Source organism: Nocardioides panacihumi (assembly GCF_039530925.1).
In the GTDB taxonomy this organism is placed as follows: Bacteria; Actinomycetota; Actinomycetes; order Propionibacteriales; family Nocardioidaceae; genus Nocardioides; species Nocardioides panacihumi.
In genome coordinates this window covers 1864053-1882279 of the sequence record NZ_BAAAPB010000001.1, presented here as the reverse complement: position 1 = coordinate 1882279, position 18227 = coordinate 1864053, and the positions used below count along the sequence as shown (strand labels likewise).

The window sequence follows — 18227 nt, the reverse complement described above, 5'->3', positions numbered from 1 at the left end:
TGTAGTGCATGCGTCCTGGCCAGCGTGATCCAGGCCATCACGCCGATCGCTTGACAGCGCCCCGCCCACTGCTAGAAAGTGAATAACAGTTAGAGAAGGAGGTCACATGAACTCTCGAGTTCTCATCGCTGGCGTGGGCATGGTTCCCTTCACCAGGCCCAGCGCGGGCGCGTCGTACGACGAGATGGGCGCGGCAGCCGCCGAGGCAGCCCTCGACGACGCTGGGCTGAGCTACGACCAGGTCGGACAGGTCTACGCCGGATATGTGTACGGCGACTCGACGGCCGGTCAGCGCGTCGTCTACCAGCTCGGCATGACCCGCGTGCCGGTGCTCAACGTCAACAACAACTGCGCGTCGGGCTCCTCGGCCCTCTGGCTCGCCCGTCAGGCGGTCGCCAGTGGAGTCACCGAGTGCGCGCTCGCGGTCGGCTTCGAGCAGATGCCCCCAGGGGCGCTGACGACCAAGTGGAACGACCGCCCGCCGCCGCTGCTGGCGTTCAAGTCGGCCCTCGAGGACATCTACGCCGTCGACCCCGCCCTGCCGATGACGCCGCAGTACTTCGCGGCCGCCGCGCAGGAGTACCTCGACTCCACCGACGCGACCGCCGAGACCCTTGCCGCCGTGTCGGTGAAGGCGCGCAGCCACGCGGGTCGCAACCCGCTGGCCGTCTTCCGGGACCCGATCACGCTCGACGACGTCCTCTCCTCCCCCACGGTCGCCGGCGTCCTGACCCGGCTCCAGTGCTGCCCGCCCACGTCGGGTGCCGCCGCCACGGTCGTCTGCACCGAGGAGTTCGCCCGCAAGCACGGCCTCGACCCGCGGGTCGCGATCGCCGCGCAGGCGCTGGAGTCCGACGACGACGACCTCTTCGACGCCCGGAGCGCGATCGCCCTGGTCGGCACCGGCGTGACGCAGCGCACCGCCGAGCGGGTCTACGCCGAGGCCGGCGTCGATCCTGCCGACCTCGACGTCGTCGAGCTGCACGACTGCTTCACCATCAACGAGGTGCTCACCTATGAGGGGCTGGGCCTGTGCGAGCCCGGCGGCGCGGCCAAGTTCATCGCCGAGGGCGACAACACCTACGGCGGGCGGGTCGTCACCAACCCCTCCGGCGGTCTGCTCTCCAAGGGCCACCCGCTCGGCGCGACCGGGCTCGCCCAGATCGCCGAGATCACCTGGCAGCTGCGCGGCACCGCAGGTGCCCGGCAGGTGCCCGACGCCCGGCTCGGCCTGCAGCACAACCTCGGCCTCGGCACGGCCGGCGTCGTGACGATCCTCGAGAGGCTGTCGGCGAGATGACGACCATCGACCCCTCGATCGTCGGCTCGCGCAGCGAGCCGTTCACCACGACCCCCGAGCGCGGGCGACTCCGCTTCTTCGCCGAGGCCACCGGCCAGCGCGACCCGGTCTACACCGACCTGAGCGCGGCCGAGGCGGCTGGCCATCCTGACCTGCCGATCCCACCGACCTTCTTCTTCTGCCTCGAGATGGACAACCCGCACCGGCACCGCTTCCTCGCCGACCTGGGAGTCGACGTCCGCACCATCCTGCACGCGGGCCAGAGGTTCACCTACCACGCGCCCGCCCACGCCGGCGACGAGCTCACCTTCTGGAGCGAGGTCACCGAGGTGTCCAGCAAGAAGGGCGGTGCGCTCCAGTTCATCGTGCGCGACACCCACGTCAGCCGGGCCGACGAGCCGATCGCGACGCTCACCGGCACGATCGTCGTGCGCGACCCGAAGGCGGCCCGATGATCTCGACCACCGACCTCTCCCCCGGCCAGGAGCTGACGCTCGAGTGCCCGCGGATCACCCGCACCGCGCTGGCCCTGTACGCCGGTGCGTCCGGCGACCACAACCCGGTGCACATCGACATCGACGCGTGTCGAGCCGTCGGCATCGACGACGTGTTCGCCCACGGGATGCTCTCGATGGCCTATCTCGCCCGGCTGCTCACCGACCACTGGCCGCAGGAGCAGATCCTCTCCTACGAGGTCCGCTTCACCGCGATCACGCCCGTCAACAGCGAGCCCACCTGCACCGGGGTCATCACCGAGGTGGAGGACGGCGTGGCCAACCTCGACCTCGCGGTCACCCTGCCCGACGGGACCGTCACCCTGCGCGGCGCGGCCGCCGTACGGCTCGCCTGATCTCCACTCCCCCATCCCTCCAGGAGGAACTGCCATGCCCACTCTGCAGGACAAGGTCGCCATCGTCTCCGGCTCCGGCCGCGGCATCGGCCGTGCCGTCGCGCTCAAGCTCGCATCCGAGGGCGCCAAGGTCGTGGTCAACGACCTCGACGAGGCGCCTGCCAAGGAGACCGTCGAGGACATCATCGCCGCGGGCGGCCAGGCCGTCGCCTGCGTCGGCTCGGTGACCGCTGCGGACTTCGCCCAGCGCTTCGTCGACACGGCCGTCGAGAGTTTCGGCGGGCTCGACATCATCGTGAACAACGCCGGCTACATCATGGACAACGTCATCCAGCGGATGACCGACGAGCAGTGGGACGGTGTGCTCGACATGCACCTCACCGCGCCGTTCAAGATCCTGCGGGCGGCGGCGCCCTACATCAAGGAGAACCCGACCGACTACCACCGCAAGGTCGTCAACGTCTCCTCGGTGTCCGGTGTGTTCGGCAACGTGGGCCAGGCCAACTACGCCGCGGCCAAGGCCGGCGTGATCGGCTTCACCAAGACGATGGCCAAGGAGTGGGGCCGCTACAAGGTCAACGTCAACGCGGTCGCGTTCGGGTTCATCCTCACCCGGATGACCGAGGCCGTCGCGAGCGAGGACACGGTGGTCGAGATCGAGGGCCGCAAGATGCGGGTCGGGGTCAGCCAGGCCGCGATGGAGAGCGTCAGGAAGACCAACCCGCTCGGCAGGCCCGGCACGCCCGAGGAGGCTGCGGGCGCCGTCTACGCCCTGTGCCTCCCGGAGATGAACTACGTCTCCGGTCAGTGCATCACCGTGGACGCAGGCAGCCGCTGATGCGCGACGCAGTCATCGTCGAGGCGGTCCGGACGCCGGTCGGCAAGCGCAACGGATCGCTGTCGCGGCACCACTCCGCCGACCTGTCCGCCCACGTGCTCAACGCACTCGTGGAGCGCACCGGGCTCGACCCCCGGCTCGTGGACGACGTGGTGTGGGGTTGTGCGATCCCGATCGGCATGCAGAGCGGCGGCATCGGCCGAGCCTCCGTGCTCGCGGCCGGCTGGCCCGAGTCGGTTCCGGCCGTGACGGTCGAGCGTCAGTGCGGCTCGTCGCAGCAGGCCGTGCACCAGGCCGCGGCCGGGGTCATCTCCGGCCAGTACGACATCGCCGTCGCCGGCGGCGTCGAGATCATGAGTGCGGTTCCTGCGCGCGCGGCCCTCGGCGACGGCTCGTTCGGCGAGCCGTTCGGTCCGAGCGTCCTGGCGCGCTACGACGGCGTCCGGTTCCACCAAGGGGTGGGCGCGCAGATGATCGCGGACGAGTACGGCCTCACGCGCACCGACCTCGACTCCCACGCGCTCGACTCCCACGCCCGCGCCGCCCGGGCGATCGACGAGGGACGGTTCAAGCACCAGATCGCGCCCGTCGAGGTCGTCGACGAGGACGGTGCGGCACGGCTCTTCGACACGGACGAAGGCGTCCGCCGCGGCTCCACGCTCGAGACGCTCGGCGCGCTCAGGCCCGCCTTCAGCGAGGACGGGACGATCACCGCCGGCAACGCCTCGCAGATCTCCGACGGCTCCGCCGCTCTCCTCCTCACCACCAGCGACATCGCCAGGCAGCACGGCTGGCGTCCGCTCGCACGCATCCACACGGCCGTGGTCGCCGGCACCGACCCGGTCACGATGCTCAAGGGTCCGATCCCCGCGACCCGGCGCGCACTCGACAGGGCCGGGCTGGAGATCGGCGACATCGGCGTCTTCGAGATCAACGAGGCGTTCGCACCCGTGACGCTCGCCTGGCAGCGCGAGACCGGAGCGTCGTACGAGCTCATGAACCCGAACGGCGGGGCGATGGCGATCGGGCACCCGATCGGCGGGTCCGGCGCCCGGATCATGACGACGATGCTCCACCACATGGTCGACGAGGGGATCAAGTACGGCCTCCAGTCGATGTGCGAGGGCGGCGGCATGGCCAACGCCACGATCCTCGAACGCCTCTGACCGCCGCTTCCCAGGAGAGACAGCCATGAACGACCTGCACAACTACGAGTTCGAGAACCTCGTCGCCACCCGGCACGGGGCGGTGCTCGAGGTCCGGATCAACCGCCCCGAGGACTTCAACGCCATCAACCACCCCACACACCGCGACCTGATCCGGTTGTGGCGGGAGCTGCGACGCGACACCTCGGTGCGGGCCGTCGTGCTGACCGGCAACGGCAAGGCCTTCTCGGCCGGCGGCAACCTCAAGGGGCCGCGGATGAGCGCCGGGCAGGAGCTTGACGACTTCTTCCGCGACGCACGCTCGATCGTCGTCGACCTGCTCGAGGTGCCGCAGCCGATCATCGCGGCGATCAACGGGCCGGCAATCGGGCTGGGCGCGACCCTGGCGCTGCTCTGCGACGTCGTCTACGCCTCGCGGACGGCGGTGATCGCCGACCCGCACGTCAACGTGGGCGTCGTGGCCGGCGACGGCGGCGCCGTCGTGTGGCCCTGGCTCGTCGGCATGGCGCGGACGAAGGAGTACTTCTTCACCGGCGACAAGATCGGCGCCGTCGAAGCGGAGCGGATCGGCCTCGTCAATCATGTCGTCGAGCCCGACGAGCTCCTGGATGCCGCGCACGGGTTGGCCCAGCGTCTGGCCGCCGGACACACGCGAGCGATCCAGGGCACCAAGCAGGTGCTCAACGCGATCCTGCGCGACACCGCCAACACGGTGCTCGACCTGGCGCTGTCGGTGGAGAAGGAGTGCTTCGCGTCGGGCGACCATGCCCGCGCCGTGGAGGACTTCCTCGCCCAGCAGGCGGAGAAGAAGAAGGGCGCCTGAGCCCTCCGCAGACGCACGGGGGTGACGGGCGGAGCTCGTCACCCCCGTTGCCGTTCGCCGGCGTCTCGCTCAGACGATGAGGTCGTCGGCGTCGACCCGGTCGGGCAGACCGAGCACCGCCCGGCCGATCCGTCGGAGCGGATCACGCATGCCGCCCTTGGACCCCGGCAGGTGGTGCCGCATGGCGTTGATGACCGACTGCGCCGAGCGGACCAGCGCGTCGGACTCCGCGGCGCTCAGCTCGGGCCGGACGGCCGAGAGCAGGACAGCCCACTCGTTGACGTAGTCGTTCTGCACCCGTCGGATCTGTGCGCGCTCCTCCTCCGGCACGTTGACGATCTCGGTGGTGAGCGCCGCGAGCGCGTCGCCCTGGGCGACGTTGATCCGGACGTAGGACACGAGCGTGAGCTCGAGCGCCTCCGCAGGGTCGTCGGTGTTGGAGAGCACCGCGGCGAGGTCGAAGTAGAGCGCGTCCAGGGCACGCAGGATGACGTGCGCGAGGATCGCCGACTTACCCGGGAAGTGGTGGTAGAGCGTCGGACCGGAGATCCCGGAGGCCGCACCGATGTCGTCCATCCCGACCGACTGGAAGCCGCGCTCGGCGAAGAGGCGCACCGCTGCCGACAGCGCCGCCTCGCGCCGCGACGCCGCGCTCAGGCCGTGCACGGGTGCCGCGGCCACCGGAGCGCTGGGACCGGTGGGCAGGAGATCGTCGATCTCCGCGACCCGGGTCGCGACCGCGACCATCAGCTGCCGCGCACGGTCGCGGTCGAGCTTGGCGCGCTCATAGGCACGCGCGCTGCCGAGCACCGAGTGCACACCCCAGGTGAGCGCATCGGCATCGACGTCGTTCAGCGCGGGTCGGGCGGCGACGAGCGCCGCACGCAGTGGCTTGAGTGCGGCGAGATAGCGCTCCGAGAGCTCGTGTCGCTGCTCGGCGTCGAGGAAGACCGCGCTGCGCTGCCAGACGCTGCTCGCCCGGGCGGAGCGCAGGAGGGTCTGCGCCGCGGTGTCGAGAAGCCCCGCGAGGTCGGGACCCCCGCTGTAGGCCAGCTCGAGCTGCTCGATCTCGAGACCGACGGCGGCGACCAGCAGCTCGTGCTTGTTACGGAAGTGACGGTAGAGCGCCGGACCGGTGATGCCGACCTCTGCGGCGATGTCGGCGATCGAGGCGTCGTGGAACCCCTTGCGCTCGAACTGTCGTGCGGCAGCGGTCACGATCAGCTGTTTGCGGTTGCGCGGGCGACGCTGGGGAGCAGCTTCGGACATGCGGAGCCTCTCGTGACGTGACGCAGTGGCGCGTGCGCCGATGTTAGCAGCGGTTCGGCCGATCCGGCGGCCCTGGCGTCCGCGGACGCCTGCGCGACGGTTCGTTCGGGTCGAAGGTGCTCACACACTTCCCGCAAGTGAACAGTGGGACAACCGCGTCAGACCGTTCGCAGGTTCATAAGTAAGTAGAAACTAGGGTTGACGATCACGTCACACGGAGGCAGAGTTAGTGAGAACTCGGTCACATTGGCCGGATCTCCGGCGCGGAGAGAGCGCCGGTCCGCCGTACTCTGAGGAGGACGCCTTGTCGCAGATCACTGCCTCCGAGCAGTCGACACACCGCGGGGACGACGTGCCGCGGGACGCGGACTTCTCCGCACCGCGCCAGCCCCGCCAGCGCGCGCGGCGACGGACGCTGTTGGTCCGGGGCGCCCAGCTCGGGCTCGTCGTCCTCTGGCTCGTCCTCTGGGACCTGACCGCGCGCTACCAGTGGGTCACCCCTGTGCTGGCCAAGTCGCCGAAGCAGTCGTGGGACTACCTCGTCGAGGCCGTCGAGAACGGCGAGCTCTGGTCCAACGCGCAGGCGACGATGATCGCCGTCGTCATCGCCTGGGTGCTGGCTAGCGCTGTCGGAGTCGTCGCCGGCATCACCTTGGGCCTCCTGCCGACCCTCGAGCGCATCCTCGCCCCCTTCCTGGACGCGGCCAACGCGATGCCGCGCATCGCACTCGCACCCTTCTTCATCGTCGCCTTCGGCATCGGCGTGCAGGCCAAGGTGGCGCTGGCGAGCACGCTGGTGTTCTTCATCGTGCTCTCGGCCTCCCGCGCCGGGGTGCGCTCGGCCGACCCGGAGTGGCTCCGCCTCTCGGCGGTCCTGGGTGCGAAGAAGCACCACCTGTTCTGGAAGGTGATGCTCCCGGTGGCGACGCCCGCGATCATCGCCTCGCTCCGACTCGGTCTGATCTACGCGTTGCTGGGCGTCGTCGGATCCGAGCTGATCGCGGCCCAGAACGGTCTCGGGCAGCTGATCGCCAAGTACTCGTCCCTCTTCAGGCTCGAGGCGGTGTACGCGATCCTGCTCCTCCTCGCCGTCATCGCGGTCGTGCTGAACCAGGTCATGGCAGTCGTCGAACGACGCCTCCTTCGCTGGCAGCCCCCCGCCGACCACTGATCCCGCCGTCCTCAGGAGATGACCGCCGTGAACAGCTCCACCCTGCGCGCCCACGCCCCCGAGGCCCAGCGCCTCGACCCGATGATCCGCCTCCGCCAGGCGCGGGTGACATACCCCAAGCCAGAGGGTGGAACCCGCACCGTCCTGCACGACATCGACCTCGATGTCCCGACGGGCCAGTTCGTGGCCCTCGTCGGCCGCAGCGGGTGCGGCAAGACCACCCTGCTCAACATGATCGCGGCGCTCGTCGAGCCGTCGTCCGGCTCGATCGAGGTCCGCGGCACCACTGCCCGCGAGGCCCGTCCACACCTGGGCTTCATGCTCGCGCGCGATGCGCTGCTCCCTTGGCGAACGGCACAGGGCAACGTCGAGTACGGCCTGGAGCTCCGCGGCATCGACCGCGCGACCCGGCGCCAGATCGCCCGCGACTGGCTCGGCCGTGTCCACCTCGGGGGATCCGAACGGCTGTGGCCGTGGCAGCTCTCCCAGGGCATGCGTCAGCGGGTGGCCCTCGCCCGCACCTGGGCACTGGACCCCGACGTCCTGCTGATGGACGAGCCGTTCGCAGCGCTCGACGCTCGGACCCGCATCGCGGTCCAGCAGGAGTTCCTCGAGCTCTGGCAGTCGGGACCACAGCGCACGGTCGTGTTCGTCACCCATGACCTGGGTGAGGCGATCGCACTCGCCGACCGCGTCGTCCTCGTCGGCGAGGGCCGGATCCTCGACGACGTCGAGGTCGGCATCGAGCGGCCGCGCGACCTGGAGAGCGTGGCCGCCCATCCGCGCTACCAGGAGCTCTACGAGCGTTTCCGGGCATCCATCTAGCACTCGGACCCTTCGAACCAGGAGATGCACCACCGATGAAGAACAAGATCCTGCCCCTGCTCGCCGCCGTGGCGTTGCTCATGGCGACGACAGCCTGCGGCTCCAACGACTCCAACGCCGCGGCCAACGACGGTCCGACCACGATCAAGATCGGGTCGTTCCCCGGCACCATCTTCACCTACCCGCTCGCCGTCGCCCAGAAGAAGGGCTTCTTCTCCGACGAGGACCTCAAGGCGACGATCGTCAACGGCAAGTCCGGCCCCGAGATCCTCTCCGGCATGATCGGTGGGAGCACCGACATCGTCTTCGGCCAGCCCGGCGCCATCGTGCCCGCCTCGGAGCAGGGGCAGGCGCTGAAGGTGCTCGGCCCTTACTCCCGTGGTCGCGTCGTCATCGTCGCGACGGACAAGTCCGGGATCACCAAGCTCGACCAGCTGCCCGGCAGGAAGTTCGCGGTCCCGCAACGGGGCGACTCCAACGAGCAGCGGACCCTGACCGTCCTGAACGAGTACGGCATCGACGGCAGCAAGGTCACCTTCATCGGCACGGGCACACCGGCGACGACGGCCGCCTCCCTCGCGAACGGACAGGCTGACGCCAGCGTGCTCGGCCTGACCACCTACGAGACCCTGCTCGGCCAGGGCGTGAAGCTCCACATCCTCGCCGACTCCGCTCAGGGCACCATGGGCGAGCGTGGCAAGAACGAGGTCACGGGCGTGTTCGCGACGACTCAGAAGTTCTTCGACCACGACAACCAGGCCGTCGAGAAGTTCTGCCGGGCGATGCAGAAGACCATCACGTGGATCGCCGACGACGCGAACGCGAACGAGGCCACGACCATCCTCTCGGAGTGGACCGGTCTTCCCGCGGAGGCCGCAGGTCGCGTCTACGAGAGCGAGCGGGACACGTGGTCGATGAAGCTCGACGAGAGCGTGTGGGACGCGAACGTCGGCTACGTCGGCAAGGACATCGACCCGAAGTACGACGAGATGGTCGTCAACGGCTGCAAGTGACGCCTCCGAAACGACGAAGACCAGGTCCACCCGGTTCGGGGGGACCTGGTCTGCTTGTCGAGGTCGACGCGCGACGTCAGCCCAGGATCTCGCGAGCCGCCCGGCGTCCCGACCGGACGGCACCGTCCATGTAGCCGTTCCACACCTCGGCGCTCTCCGCCCCCGCCCAGTGGATGCGACCGACCGGTGCGGCGAGGGCGTGGCCGTACTGCGTCCAGACGCCGGCGCCGAGCCGGCCGCCGTAGCAGCCGCGACTGAACTCCTCCATCGTCCAGTCCTTCTCGACGTACTCGAGCACCTCGGCCGCCTCGGGCCCGAAGAACCGGACGACGCAGTCGACCGCGATCTTCTGGCGCTCGGCCGGCGTCAGCTCGCTCAGCGGTCGGGCGTGACGACCCTCGAAGAAGCCGAGCAGCACACCGTGGTCGGTCCCGGGAGGCGTGTTGTCGATGGTGAGGCTGAGCGGGTCGACGGTGCTGAACGCCTGGCCACTGAGCCCGGCCTCCCGCCAGAACGGCCGCTCGTACACCAGGTGGACCTTGATGACGCTGCCCATCGGCACCTGCTGGGTGAGGACGTCGCGAGCGGCGGGGAGCGGCGGCTCGTACCGCAGCCGACCGGCGAGGGTCGGCGGCAGCGTGACGATGACGTGGTCGGCACTCACCTCACCCCCGTCGTGCACGACCTGGACCCCGTCGGCGTCGTGCGAGATCGTGTGCACGCGGGTGCCGAGCCGGACGGCGTCGCCGAGCGCCTCCGCCATCCGCTCCGAGATCAGGTGCGAGCCACCGAGGACCCGGCTCTCCTGTGCACCGCCTTCGATGCGCAGCAGGTCGGCGATCGAGCCGGCCGACTTCACGTAGAAGAGGAAGTGCAGCAGCGACAGTTCCGGCGCCTCGGCGCTGAAGATGCCGGGGACGAGGGCACGCAGGTACTGCAGCGCTTCCTCGTCCTCGACCTCGCTCGTCAGCCACGACTCCACGGTCATCGAGTCCCACAGCTCGGCGTCGCCGGTCAGCCAAGGCGAGGACAGCGAGACCGTGGCGGCCATCGCGTCGAGGCGCTCGATGACGGCGGCGAGCTCCGCGCCGCCGGTCGCCGAGATGCTCGGCGCCTCCTGGAGCCGCCGGGTGTCGGCGCCGTTCAGGACGGTGACCCGCTGCCCGGCGTCGAACTGCCGGAACGTCTCCAGCCCGAGCTCGTCGATCAGCGCCAGCACCTCGGTCTGCGTCGGGCCGACCCACTGGCCGCCGGTCTCGAGCACGCCGGCCCGAGTGAGCGCATGGTCGGTGCGACCCCCGACCCGATCACGAGCCTCGAGCACGACCACCCGCTTCCCGGCCGCCGTGAGGTCTCGCGCAGCAGCCAACCCTGCGAGACCCGCTCCCACTACGACCACGTCGTACCGTTCCATGCTGCTTCCTCTCAAGACATTTTCTCTAACGTCGCCTAACATATAGCGATCGTGACGACTGCGAAAGGGAGTCAGCCATGAACCAGAGCCAACCGAACATTCTCTTCTCTCAGGTCGACAACCTCGGTTTCGGAGAGCTGAGCCGCGACAGCGCCGGCTCCTTCCGCGTCTCGAACCGAGGTGGGACCAGATGAGCGCGAGACGCCACCAGAGCGCCGCCACGCACCCCGTCGTCGACGGCGACCCATGCCGGTGTGAACGCGTGACCACGCCCGCCCCGTGGATCGTGTCCACCGCCCACGAAGTCTTGGCGGTGCAGGGCGTTCGGGTGTCCTGGGTGCCGCACGGTGTGCGCCACGCGCGCCGTATCGGCTCGATCACCACGGCCTGTGGCCTGCCTGCGCACTGGTTCAAGAACTTCCACGCCACTCCGTTCGTGGCTGGCGCGAGCGAGACCTGCGCTGACTGCAACGAGCTGTTCACCCAGCGCGGCGCTCTGCCGCCGGCCGGCGGCAGAGTCACGGTTTGAGGACCGCCGGGGCTTTTGCGACTCGAGACCTGAGGCACCGATGACCGGGATGAACCGGGAGTGGGGCGAACCCCGCCTGATCAGGGCCGGGACGATCAGTCCGAGACGAGCTCGACGTTCGGCAGGATCCACTCCTTGCTCATGACCTCCGGCTGGACGCCGTAGAACCGGAACATCAGCTCGAACCGGCTCGAGCCGCTCGTCGGGATGGTGTTGGCCTCGAAGCCGGGCACTCGCCGTTGAGCGAAGTGGACGTCGACACTGCCGTCGTCGTTGACCCTCAGGCCCTCGGTCATGGGCGTGACGGAGTACTGGTCGTTGCCTCGGATGAGGCCGTGCGTATGGCCGTCGTAGACCACCACCGACCAGTACTGCGAGACTGGCACACCCGCGGGGAGACGGAGCCGGTAGTGCTTGGCGGAGTCGAAAAGGTTCCCGTCGCTGTCGCGCAGGTCGACGAGGTAGAACTGTGCGGTCCCGACGTGCTTGATCCCGATGAAAGCCATGTGGTAGATCACGCCGCGGTTGGTGTACGGGTTGACCTGGTCGTTGCCGTAGCCGGTCGCCTGGGCTTCGGCGAAGTCACGCGTCACCGGGAAGAACCACTGTGAGCCCTCTGCCCACAGCTCCACCTCGTTCTCGTAGGAGTAGCGGAGCAGGTCGTGGGTCTCCTCGATCGCGCTCTCCAAGATCTTCGTGTCGTGTTCATCGGGTGAGAACGGCCGACCTCGCTTGATGCCGACCGTCTCGAGGATCTCGGAGAGGGCACGATCGCGTTCCAACCACGGCTCGGCCTGCACGATCCTGTCGAGCGTCTCGAAGAACCGGATGTCGTAGGGGATGAGCGTGTCGACGATCTCGTCGGAGAGATCCCGCCGCTGGTTCGCAGGCGGGTCGTCGGCCTGGGACAGCGGGTAGATGCGGATGCGGTGGCAGATCGCCAGGCCGCGGTCGAGCGCCTCCTGCGTGCTGTCAGTCAGCACCGACCGGATCAGCGTGTAGGAGCCGTAGGTGTCGCACGGGAGCGGCACGAATCCCTCCGGGACGGGGTCGGTGTAGCCGGGCGGGAGGATCACGAACCTGCCACCTCGCCCCTTGTCGTAGCCGAGCCGGCCGATGTCGACCAGCGGCATCTGGAACACGCTGCAGAGGGTGCCGTTGAGCGCCTGGTCCTCATCGTTGGCGGGGATGTCGACCACGATCGGGCCCTCCCGCGTGTCCATGAACGCCATGTAGTAGATCAGGTCGGGGTTCGGCGTCAGGGTCTGGTTGCGCCAGTCCAGGAGCCGGGACCAGTACACGAACTGGTTACCCCGGTCCGGCGACATGGCGGTGCGCATGAGCTCGTAGTTGACCGCCGGCATGCCCCAGATCGCCGCCTCCACGGCGCGACGGTGCAGACGACGATCCACCAGGTCGGATCCCAGGAAGGTCATAGCCCGACGCAACCACTGGTTCTGCTGCTCCGCTTTCACACGGATCAGGTGACGTTTCTGAGTCCAACGGCAACCGGCCTTCCCGAGGCGAAACGCGGGGCGGACGTCGTACGAGGTGGCCGCGATAGCCGCCGACTCGTATGACGTCCGGCAGGGCGGCAGCGGCCGCAGCTGCACATGCCGGAGGGCCCCGCCCGGATCACTCCGGACGGGGCCCTCGAGGCTCAGCTCAGCCGATCAGCTGCAGCCGCTGGTGCTGCCGCAACCCTCGCAGACGTAGCACGACCCGGCGGGGCGCATCTTCGTGCCGCAGGTGAAGCAGAGCGGGCTGTCGACCGCGGTGCCGCTGATGAGCTCGAGGAGCTCGGCGGTGGTGTGCGCCGTCTTGCCCTCGGCCTTCGGGGACTCCTGGACGATCGCCTCGATGACCTCGGCCTCGACCACCGGGTCGGACTCGATCACCGGCTCGGGAGCGGCGATGAGCTCCGCGGCCGATCCGGTCTCCTCGACGGGCTCGTAGGAGCCCGTCTCGAGGTAGCGCTGGCGCTCGTCGGCGGTGTAGATGCCGAGGGCGGCGCGCTGGTCGAACGGCAGGTAGTCCAGCGCCAGGCGACGGAAGATGTAGTCCATGATCGACTGGCTCATCCGCACGTCGGGGTCGTCGGTCAGACCGGCCGGCTCGAAGCGCAGGTTGGTGAACTTCGAGACGTAGGTCTCGAGCGGTACGCCGTACTGCAGGCCGATCGACACGGCGATCGAGAAGGCGTCCATCACGCCGGCCAGGGTCGAGCCCTGCTTGCCGAGCTTGAGGAAGATCTCGCCGAGCGAGCCGTCGTCGTGAGCGCCGGAGGTCATGTAGCCCTCGGCGCCACCCACCGTGAAGGAGGTGGTCCGCGAGACGCGCGACTTCGGCAGGCGCTTGCGGGTCGGCGCGTAGACGACCTTCTCGACGACCTTCTCGACGACCTCGGTCGCCGTCGCCACAGTCTCCTTCACGTCCGCCTTGGCGTCGGACAGCGGCTGACCGACCTTGCAGTTGTCGCGGTAGATCGCCGTGGCCTTGAGACCCAGCTTCCACGACTGCAGGTAGACGTCCTCGATCTCCTCGACCGTGGCCGTCTCCGGCAGGTTGACCGTCTTCGAGATCGCGCCGGAGAGGAACGGCTGGACAGCCGCCATCATCCGCACGTGACCCATCGGCGCCAGCGAGCGACGACCCATGGCGGTGTCGAAGACCTCGTAGTGCTCGGTCTTGAGACCGGGCGCGTCGACGACGTGACCGTTCTCCGCGATGTAGTCGACGATCGCCTCGATCTGCTCCGGCTGGTAGCCCATCTTCTTGAGCGCACGCGGGATGGTCAGGTTGACGATCTGCATCGAGCCGCCGCCGACGAGCTTCTTGAACTTCACCAGGGAGAAGTCGGGCTCGATGCCGGTCGTGTCGCAGTCCATCATGAAGCCGATGGTGCCGGTGGGCGCGAGCAGCGAGGCCTGCGCGTTGCGGAAGCCGTTGGCCTTGCCGGTCTCGACGACCTCGGTCCACGCCTTCGCCGCGGCCTTGATGACCGGGGCGTCGACAGCGTTGACCGAGCGGATCTCGTCCGACGCAGCGCGGTGCTTGCGCATGACACGCTGGTGCGCCTCCGCGTTGCGGGCGTATCCGGCGTACGGGCCGACGACACCGGCGAGCTCGGCCGAGCGCTTGTAGCCCGCACCGGTCATCAGCGAGGTGATGCCGGCGGCCAGCGTGCGGCCACCCTCGGTGTCGTAGCCGAGGCCGAGCGCCATCAGCAGCGCGCCGAGGTTGGCGTAGCCGATGCCGAGCTGGCGGTAGTCACGCGTGGTCTGGCCGATCGCCTCGGTCGGGAAGTCCGCGAACGAGATCGAGATGTCCATCGCGGTGAAGACCAGCTCGCAGGCCTCCTGGAAGCGGACGACGTCGAACGTGTTGTCGTCGTCGAGGAACTTGAGCAGGTTGAGCGAGGCCAGGTTGCACGAGGAGTTGTCGAGCGACATGTACTCCGAGCAGGGGTTGGACGCGGTGATCCGGCCCGTCTCGGGGTTGGTGTGCCAGTCGTTGATCGTGTCGTCGTACTGAAGCCCCGGGTCGGCGCACTCCCACGCGGCGACGGCGATCTTGCGGAACAGCTCGCGAGCGTCGACCTCCTCGATCACCTCGCCGGTCATGCGGGCGCGCAGGCCGAACTTCTTGCCGTCCTCGACGGCGCGCATGAACTCGTCGGTGACGCGGACGGAGTTGTTGGCGTTCTGGTACTGCACGGAGTGGATGTCGCGACCGCCGAGGTCCATGTCGAAGCCGGCGTCACGCAGCGCACGGATCTTGTCCTCCTCGCGCGACTTGGTCTCGACGAACTCCTCGATGTCGGGGTGGTCGACGTCGAGCACGACCATCTTCGCGGCGCGACGGGTGGCGCCACCGGACTTGATCGTGCCGGCCGAGGCGTCGGCACCGCGCATGAACGAGACGGGGCCGGAGGCCGTGCCACCGGAGGAGAGCAGCTCCTTGGAGGAGCGGATGCGGGAGAGGTTCAGGCCGGCGCCGGAGCCGCCCTTGAAGATGAAGCCCTCTTCCTTGTACCAGTTCAGGATCGAGTCCATCGAGTCGTCGACCGAGAGGATGAAGCAGGCGGAGACCTGCTGCGGCGCCTCGGTGCCGACGTTGAACCAGACGGGGCTGTTGAACGAGAAGTACTGGTGCACCAGCAGCCAGGTGAGCTCGTGCTCGAACGTCTCGGCGTCGGCGGCGGTGGCGAAGTAGCCGTGCTCCACGCCGGCCTTCGTGTAGGTCTTCACGACCCGGTCGATGAGCTGCTTGAGGCTCCACTCGCGCACGTCGGTGCCGACCGCGCCGCGGAAGTACTTCGTCGTGACGATCGTGGAGGCGTTCACCGACCAGAAGTCGGGGAACTCGACGCCGCGCTGCTCGAAGACGGCCTCACCGGTCTTCCAGTTGGTCTGGACGACGTCGCGTCGCTCCCAGGTGATCTCGTCGTAGGGGTGGACACCATCGGTGCTGAACACCCGCGCGATGCTGAGCCCCGCCCCGGCAGCCCCCTTGCGGGTTGCGCCGCTCACCGTCTCCGTCATGCTTCCTCGGTCCCGTCTGTGAGGTTTGTCTGTGTGGTCTCGTGCTGCTTCTGGGAAGTCTGCCGGTGACCACCGACAGTGCTGTCAGAGGGAAAATCCCCACTCCCTGACAACACCGCGGCGGCCCCCGGTATGCCGCTTTGGTGACCCGGGCAGGTCGCTTCCCCACGCCTGCCCGGGCCGTCTGTGGATCAGCCCGGTGGGGCTGAGGTGAGCAGCTCGGCCATCGGCAGATCTGCTTCGTCGTACGTCGCCCGCTCGCTGCGGAGCATGGCGATCTCGTCCTCGAAGTCGTCGGCGCTCTCGAACTGCCGGTAGACGCTCGCGAACCGGAGGTAGGCGACCTCGTCGAGCTGCCGCAGCGGCCCCAGGATGGCCATGCCGACCTCGTGCGCCGGCACTTCGGCGAACCCGCTCGTGCGCAGCGTGTCCTCCACCTCCTGGCCGAGGCACTGCAGCTGGTCCTCGGTGACCGGACGGCCCTTGCACGCCTTCCGGACGCCCGCGATCGCCTTGTCCCGCGTGAACGGCTCGGTCGCGCCCGAGCGCTTGAGCACCGTCAGCTGCATGAGCTCCACCGTGGTGAAGCGCTTCTCGCAGCCCTGGCACTGGCGCCGGCGGCGGATGGACCCGCCGTCCTCGGCGACACGCGAGTCGAGGACCTTGGTGTCGGTGTGCCGGCAGTAAGGGCAGTGCATCAGGGGCCTCCTCTCACGTGTTGCTTGGGGACGAATCTGTGGAGACGGTGTGTGAAACCGGCCCCGGGCTGTGCAGTCACACCACTCGTTCTGTGCACTAGATGTGGAGAACTACATGTGTGTAACTACTAGATGTAGTGGAACCCTAGCCCGCCCATCGCAAGAGCTGTCAAGCGACGCGGCGTGTCGCGCGAACATCTCGGAAATGTGACCCGTGGGACGCGAGTGTTCGCGCCTTCTTCTCAGGCAGCGAACGACGCCGCCGATAGACGCGCCACTCCCCTCCGCCGCCTCTCTGGGTCGGCGAAGAGTCGACGAAGCATCGTCGAAGCGTCGACGAGGCCGGCAACCCGGGCGGGTCCCGCCCGGTTGCCGGCCTCCATCGGCCACAATGACCGGGTGACGGAGCAGGAGGGGCCCGGGAGCACGTCCGGGAGCACGTCCGGGTCAGCGGGCAAGCGCGCCGGGTCGCGCAAGGGGGAGAGGGCGCCCCGTCCCGCCCGCGCCCGCGGTCGAGTCCTGGCGTACGCCGTCGGCATGACGCTCGCCGTCGTCGCGTGGGGCTACCTCGTCTGGGCGGCGATCGACTTCGGCTCCAGCGCCCGCGACGGGGACGGCGCCTCCTGGTGGTTCCTCGCCCTCGCGGCGCTCGGCGCCGTGGCCTGCCTCTTCGTGGGCCTCATGCTGCTCGCGCGGCTGGTCCGCACCCTCGGGATGACGACGAGCCCCACCGAGCCGCCGCGACCCGGCGGCAAGCGCGCCGCACGCTGACCGGTCGAACACCGGCAGGAAGACAAAACGCAGGAAAGACGAAACGACGGCGCAGCAGGTGGCCCGAGTCCCTGCCGCACCGTCGTGTACTGGCGCCCCGTCGTTACAGCGTCCAGCTCTCCCCACGCGCCATGGGGTCGTCCTCGAGCAGCTCGCGCAGTCGGAGCAGCACCTTGCTGAGCAGCCGCGAGACCTGCATCTGGGTGACCCCGATGACCTCGCCGATCTCCTTCTGGCTCATCTCCTCGTTGAAGCGCAGCCGCACGATCAGCCGCTCGCGCGGCGTCAGGTTGGCGAGCGCCTGCTCGAGCATGAGCCGCACCTCGATGGCGGCCAGGTCGTCGTCGTACGTCGGCAGCAGGTCCGCCAGGCTGGCGCCCTCCGCAACGGTCTCGGTGGGGGCGTCGAGCGAGGTGGGGGTGAAGCAGCCACGGATGGCAAGTGCCTCGTCGACCTGGCGCTCGGTCACGCCGAGGACGCCGGCGATCTGCGCCGAGTGGATCTCCTCGCCCTGCGATGAGGCCTCGTCACGCACCTGCATGGCCGCGGCCTGCAGCTCCTGGAGCGACCGCGGCGGGCGCACCATCCAGCCGTGGTCACGGAACCAGCGCTTGAGCTCGCCGCGGATGGTCGGGACCGCGAAGGTCAGGAAGTCGTCGGCCACGTCGGGGTTGAACTTGCGCGAGGCGCGAACCAGGGCCGTGTAGGCGACCTGCTCGAGGTCCTCGAGCGGAACGCCGCGGCGGGCGTAGCGGCGTGCCAGTGACCGGGCGACGCCGGTGTTGACCAGGACGACCTGGGCCAGCAGCTGCTCCCGCTCGGGGCCGGTGGCAACGTGGGCTTCTGCGATCAGTCGGTGAGTCTCGCTCTGGCGCTGCTCCCGGGGGAGCTCTTCGCGGAGACCCTGCCAGGTGGGGTTGGCGGTCATAGGCTCAGCATGTCCCGGGCAAAACCCCCTGAATCCTCACGAGACCCGAAATGGCCCCCTCGGGTGACGGTTTCCAGCCACGGCCTCA

General features: G+C 68.9%; 17 protein-coding genes. 11 read left to right on the top strand and 6 right to left on the bottom strand.

Annotation, left to right across the window (positions count from 1 at the left end; genetic code table 11):
• The first annotated feature begins 106 nt into the window (after positions 1–106).
• From ABD205_RS08880 to ABD205_RS08855, 6 genes are read left to right on the top strand one after another with little or no spacing between them, the layout of a single operon-like run.
• Positions 107–1300, top strand: coding sequence for a thiolase C-terminal domain-containing protein (locus tag ABD205_RS08880; protein WP_344044390.1), 1194 nt, complete (start codon positions 107–109; stop codon positions 1298–1300).
• Positions 1297–1755 carry a MaoC family dehydratase N-terminal domain-containing protein gene (locus ABD205_RS08875; RefSeq protein WP_344044389.1) on the top strand — a complete coding sequence of 153 codons (459 nt, stop codon included), beginning with the start codon at positions 1297–1299 and terminating at the stop codon, positions 1753–1755. The genes ABD205_RS08880 and ABD205_RS08875 overlap by 4 nt, the downstream gene beginning before the upstream one ends.
• Positions 1752–2150: a MaoC/PaaZ C-terminal domain-containing protein gene (locus ABD205_RS08870; protein ID WP_344044388.1), complete on the top strand. Its 399-nt coding sequence runs from the start codon at positions 1752–1754 to the stop codon at positions 2148–2150. Before ABD205_RS08875 ends, ABD205_RS08870 begins: the two co-directional genes overlap by 4 nt.
• 34 nt (positions 2151–2184) lie before the next feature.
• A complete protein-coding gene (locus tag ABD205_RS08865; protein WP_344044387.1) occupies positions 2185–2988 on the top strand; it encodes an SDR family NAD(P)-dependent oxidoreductase in 804 nt (267 codons plus the stop codon).
• Positions 2988–4154 carry a thiolase family protein gene (locus ABD205_RS08860; RefSeq protein ID WP_344044386.1) on the top strand — a complete coding sequence of 389 codons (1167 nt, stop codon included), beginning with the start codon at positions 2988–2990 and terminating at the stop codon, positions 4152–4154. The genes ABD205_RS08865 and ABD205_RS08860 overlap by 1 nt, the downstream gene beginning before the upstream one ends.
• A gap of 25 nt (positions 4155–4179) precedes the next feature.
• Entirely contained in the window at positions 4180–4977 is a 798-nt protein-coding gene (locus ABD205_RS08855; RefSeq protein WP_344044385.1) for an enoyl-CoA hydratase/isomerase family protein, read from the top strand.
• A gap of 69 nt (positions 4978–5046) precedes the next feature.
• Here the strand turns inward: ABD205_RS08855 and ABD205_RS08850 are convergent, their stop codons facing one another.
• On the bottom strand, positions 5047–6246 hold the full coding sequence (locus tag ABD205_RS08850; RefSeq protein ID WP_344044384.1) for a TetR/AcrR family transcriptional regulator: 1200 nt from the start codon (positions 6244–6246) through the stop codon (positions 5047–5049).
• A 304-nt stretch (positions 6247–6550) separates the two neighbouring features.
• On the opposite strand from ABD205_RS08850, the gene ABD205_RS08845 reads away from it, so the two are divergent.
• The 3 genes from ABD205_RS08845 to ABD205_RS08835 are packed head-to-tail and all read left to right on the top strand — an operon-like array spanning position 6551 to position 9255.
• Positions 6551–7417 (top strand): ABC transporter permease, encoded by an 867-nt coding sequence (locus ABD205_RS08845; RefSeq protein WP_344044383.1) that lies wholly within the window; start codon positions 6551–6553, stop codon positions 7415–7417.
• Positions 7418–7444: 27 nt separating this feature from the next.
• Positions 7445–8242, top strand: coding sequence for an ABC transporter ATP-binding protein (locus tag ABD205_RS08840; RefSeq protein WP_344044382.1), 798 nt, complete (start codon positions 7445–7447; stop codon positions 8240–8242).
• 35 nt (positions 8243–8277) lie between these two features.
• On the top strand, positions 8278–9255 hold the full coding sequence (locus ABD205_RS08835; RefSeq protein ID WP_344044381.1) for an ABC transporter substrate-binding protein: 978 nt from the start codon (positions 8278–8280) through the stop codon (positions 9253–9255).
• 76 nt (positions 9256–9331) lie between these two features.
• Here ABD205_RS08835 and ABD205_RS08830 read toward each other — a convergent pair whose 3' ends face one another.
• Positions 9332–10669: a flavin monoamine oxidase family protein gene (locus ABD205_RS08830; RefSeq protein WP_344044380.1), complete on the bottom strand. Its 1338-nt coding sequence runs from the start codon at positions 10667–10669 to the stop codon at positions 9332–9334.
• Between the two features lie 262 nt (positions 10670–10931).
• Between ABD205_RS08830 and ABD205_RS08825 the strand changes: the two genes are divergently transcribed.
• The gene (locus ABD205_RS08825; protein WP_344044379.1) at positions 10932–11198 is read left to right on the top strand and encodes a hypothetical protein; all 267 of its coding nucleotides are present in this window, start codon (positions 10932–10934) and stop codon (positions 11196–11198) included.
• A 95-nt stretch (positions 11199–11293) separates the two neighbouring features.
• On the opposite strand, the gene ABD205_RS08820 is transcribed toward ABD205_RS08825, so the two are convergent.
• From ABD205_RS08820 to nrdR, 3 genes are all read right to left on the bottom strand, one after another.
• A complete protein-coding gene (locus ABD205_RS08820; RefSeq protein ID WP_344044378.1) occupies positions 11294–12634 on the bottom strand; it encodes a DUF1214 domain-containing protein in 1341 nt (446 codons plus the stop codon).
• Between the two features lie 237 nt (positions 12635–12871).
• Positions 12872–15742: a vitamin B12-dependent ribonucleotide reductase gene (locus tag ABD205_RS08815; RefSeq protein ID WP_344044377.1), complete on the bottom strand. Its 2871-nt coding sequence runs from the start codon at positions 15740–15742 to the stop codon at positions 12872–12874.
• Between the two features lie 191 nt (positions 15743–15933).
• Positions 15934–16440 carry a transcriptional regulator NrdR gene (gene nrdR, locus ABD205_RS08810; protein ID WP_344044376.1) on the bottom strand — a complete coding sequence of 169 codons (507 nt, stop codon included), beginning with the start codon at positions 16438–16440 and terminating at the stop codon, positions 15934–15936.
• A gap of 399 nt (positions 16441–16839) precedes the next feature.
• Here nrdR and ABD205_RS08805 point away from each other — a divergent pair, with 399 nt between their 5' ends.
• The gene (locus tag ABD205_RS08805) at positions 16840–17211 is read left to right on the top strand and encodes a hypothetical protein (RefSeq protein ID WP_344044375.1); all 372 of its coding nucleotides are present in this window, start codon (positions 16840–16842) and stop codon (positions 17209–17211) included.
• Between the two features lie 103 nt (positions 17212–17314).
• Here the strand turns inward: ABD205_RS08805 and ABD205_RS08800 are convergent, their stop codons facing one another.
• Entirely contained in the window at positions 17315–18139 is an 825-nt protein-coding gene (locus ABD205_RS08800) for a sigma-70 family RNA polymerase sigma factor (RefSeq protein ID WP_344044374.1), read from the bottom strand.
• Between the last annotated feature and the right edge of the window lie 88 nt (positions 18140–18227).

Bases quoted from the DNA above. Each gene is read 5' to 3' on its own strand.
- ABD205_RS08880 (WP_344044390.1), top strand. From the start codon at position 107: ATGAACTCTCGAGTTCTCATCGCTGGCGTGGGCATGGTTCCCTTCACC.
- ABD205_RS08875 (WP_344044389.1), top strand. From the start codon at position 1,297: ATGACGACCATCGACCCCTCGATCGTCGGCTCGCGCAGCGAGCCGTTC.
- ABD205_RS08870 (WP_344044388.1), top strand. From the start codon at position 1,752: ATGATCTCGACCACCGACCTCTCCCCCGGCCAGGAGCTGACGCTCGAG.
- ABD205_RS08865 (WP_344044387.1), top strand. From the start codon at position 2,185: ATGCCCACTCTGCAGGACAAGGTCGCCATCGTCTCCGGCTCCGGCCGC.
- ABD205_RS08860 (WP_344044386.1), top strand. From the start codon at position 2,988: ATGCGCGACGCAGTCATCGTCGAGGCGGTCCGGACGCCGGTCGGCAAG.
- ABD205_RS08855 (WP_344044385.1), top strand. From the start codon at position 4,180: ATGAACGACCTGCACAACTACGAGTTCGAGAACCTCGTCGCCACCCGG.
- ABD205_RS08850 (WP_344044384.1), bottom strand. From the start codon at position 6,246: ATGTCCGAAGCTGCTCCCCAGCGTCGCCCGCGCAACCGCAAACAGCTG.
- ABD205_RS08835 (WP_344044381.1), top strand. From the start codon at position 8,278: ATGAAGAACAAGATCCTGCCCCTGCTCGCCGCCGTGGCGTTGCTCATG.
- ABD205_RS08830 (WP_344044380.1), bottom strand. From the start codon at position 10,669: ATGGAACGGTACGACGTGGTCGTAGTGGGAGCGGGTCTCGCAGGGTTG.
- ABD205_RS08820 (WP_344044378.1), bottom strand. From the start codon at position 12,634: ATGACCTTCCTGGGATCCGACCTGGTGGATCGTCGTCTGCACCGTCGC.
- ABD205_RS08815 (WP_344044377.1), bottom strand. From the start codon at position 15,742: ATGACGGAGACGGTGAGCGGCGCAACCCGCAAGGGGGCTGCCGGGGCG.
- nrdR (WP_344044376.1), bottom strand. From the start codon at position 16,440: ATGCACTGCCCTTACTGCCGGCACACCGACACCAAGGTCCTCGACTCG.
- ABD205_RS08800 (WP_344044374.1), bottom strand. From the start codon at position 18,139: ATGACCGCCAACCCCACCTGGCAGGGTCTCCGCGAAGAGCTCCCCCGG.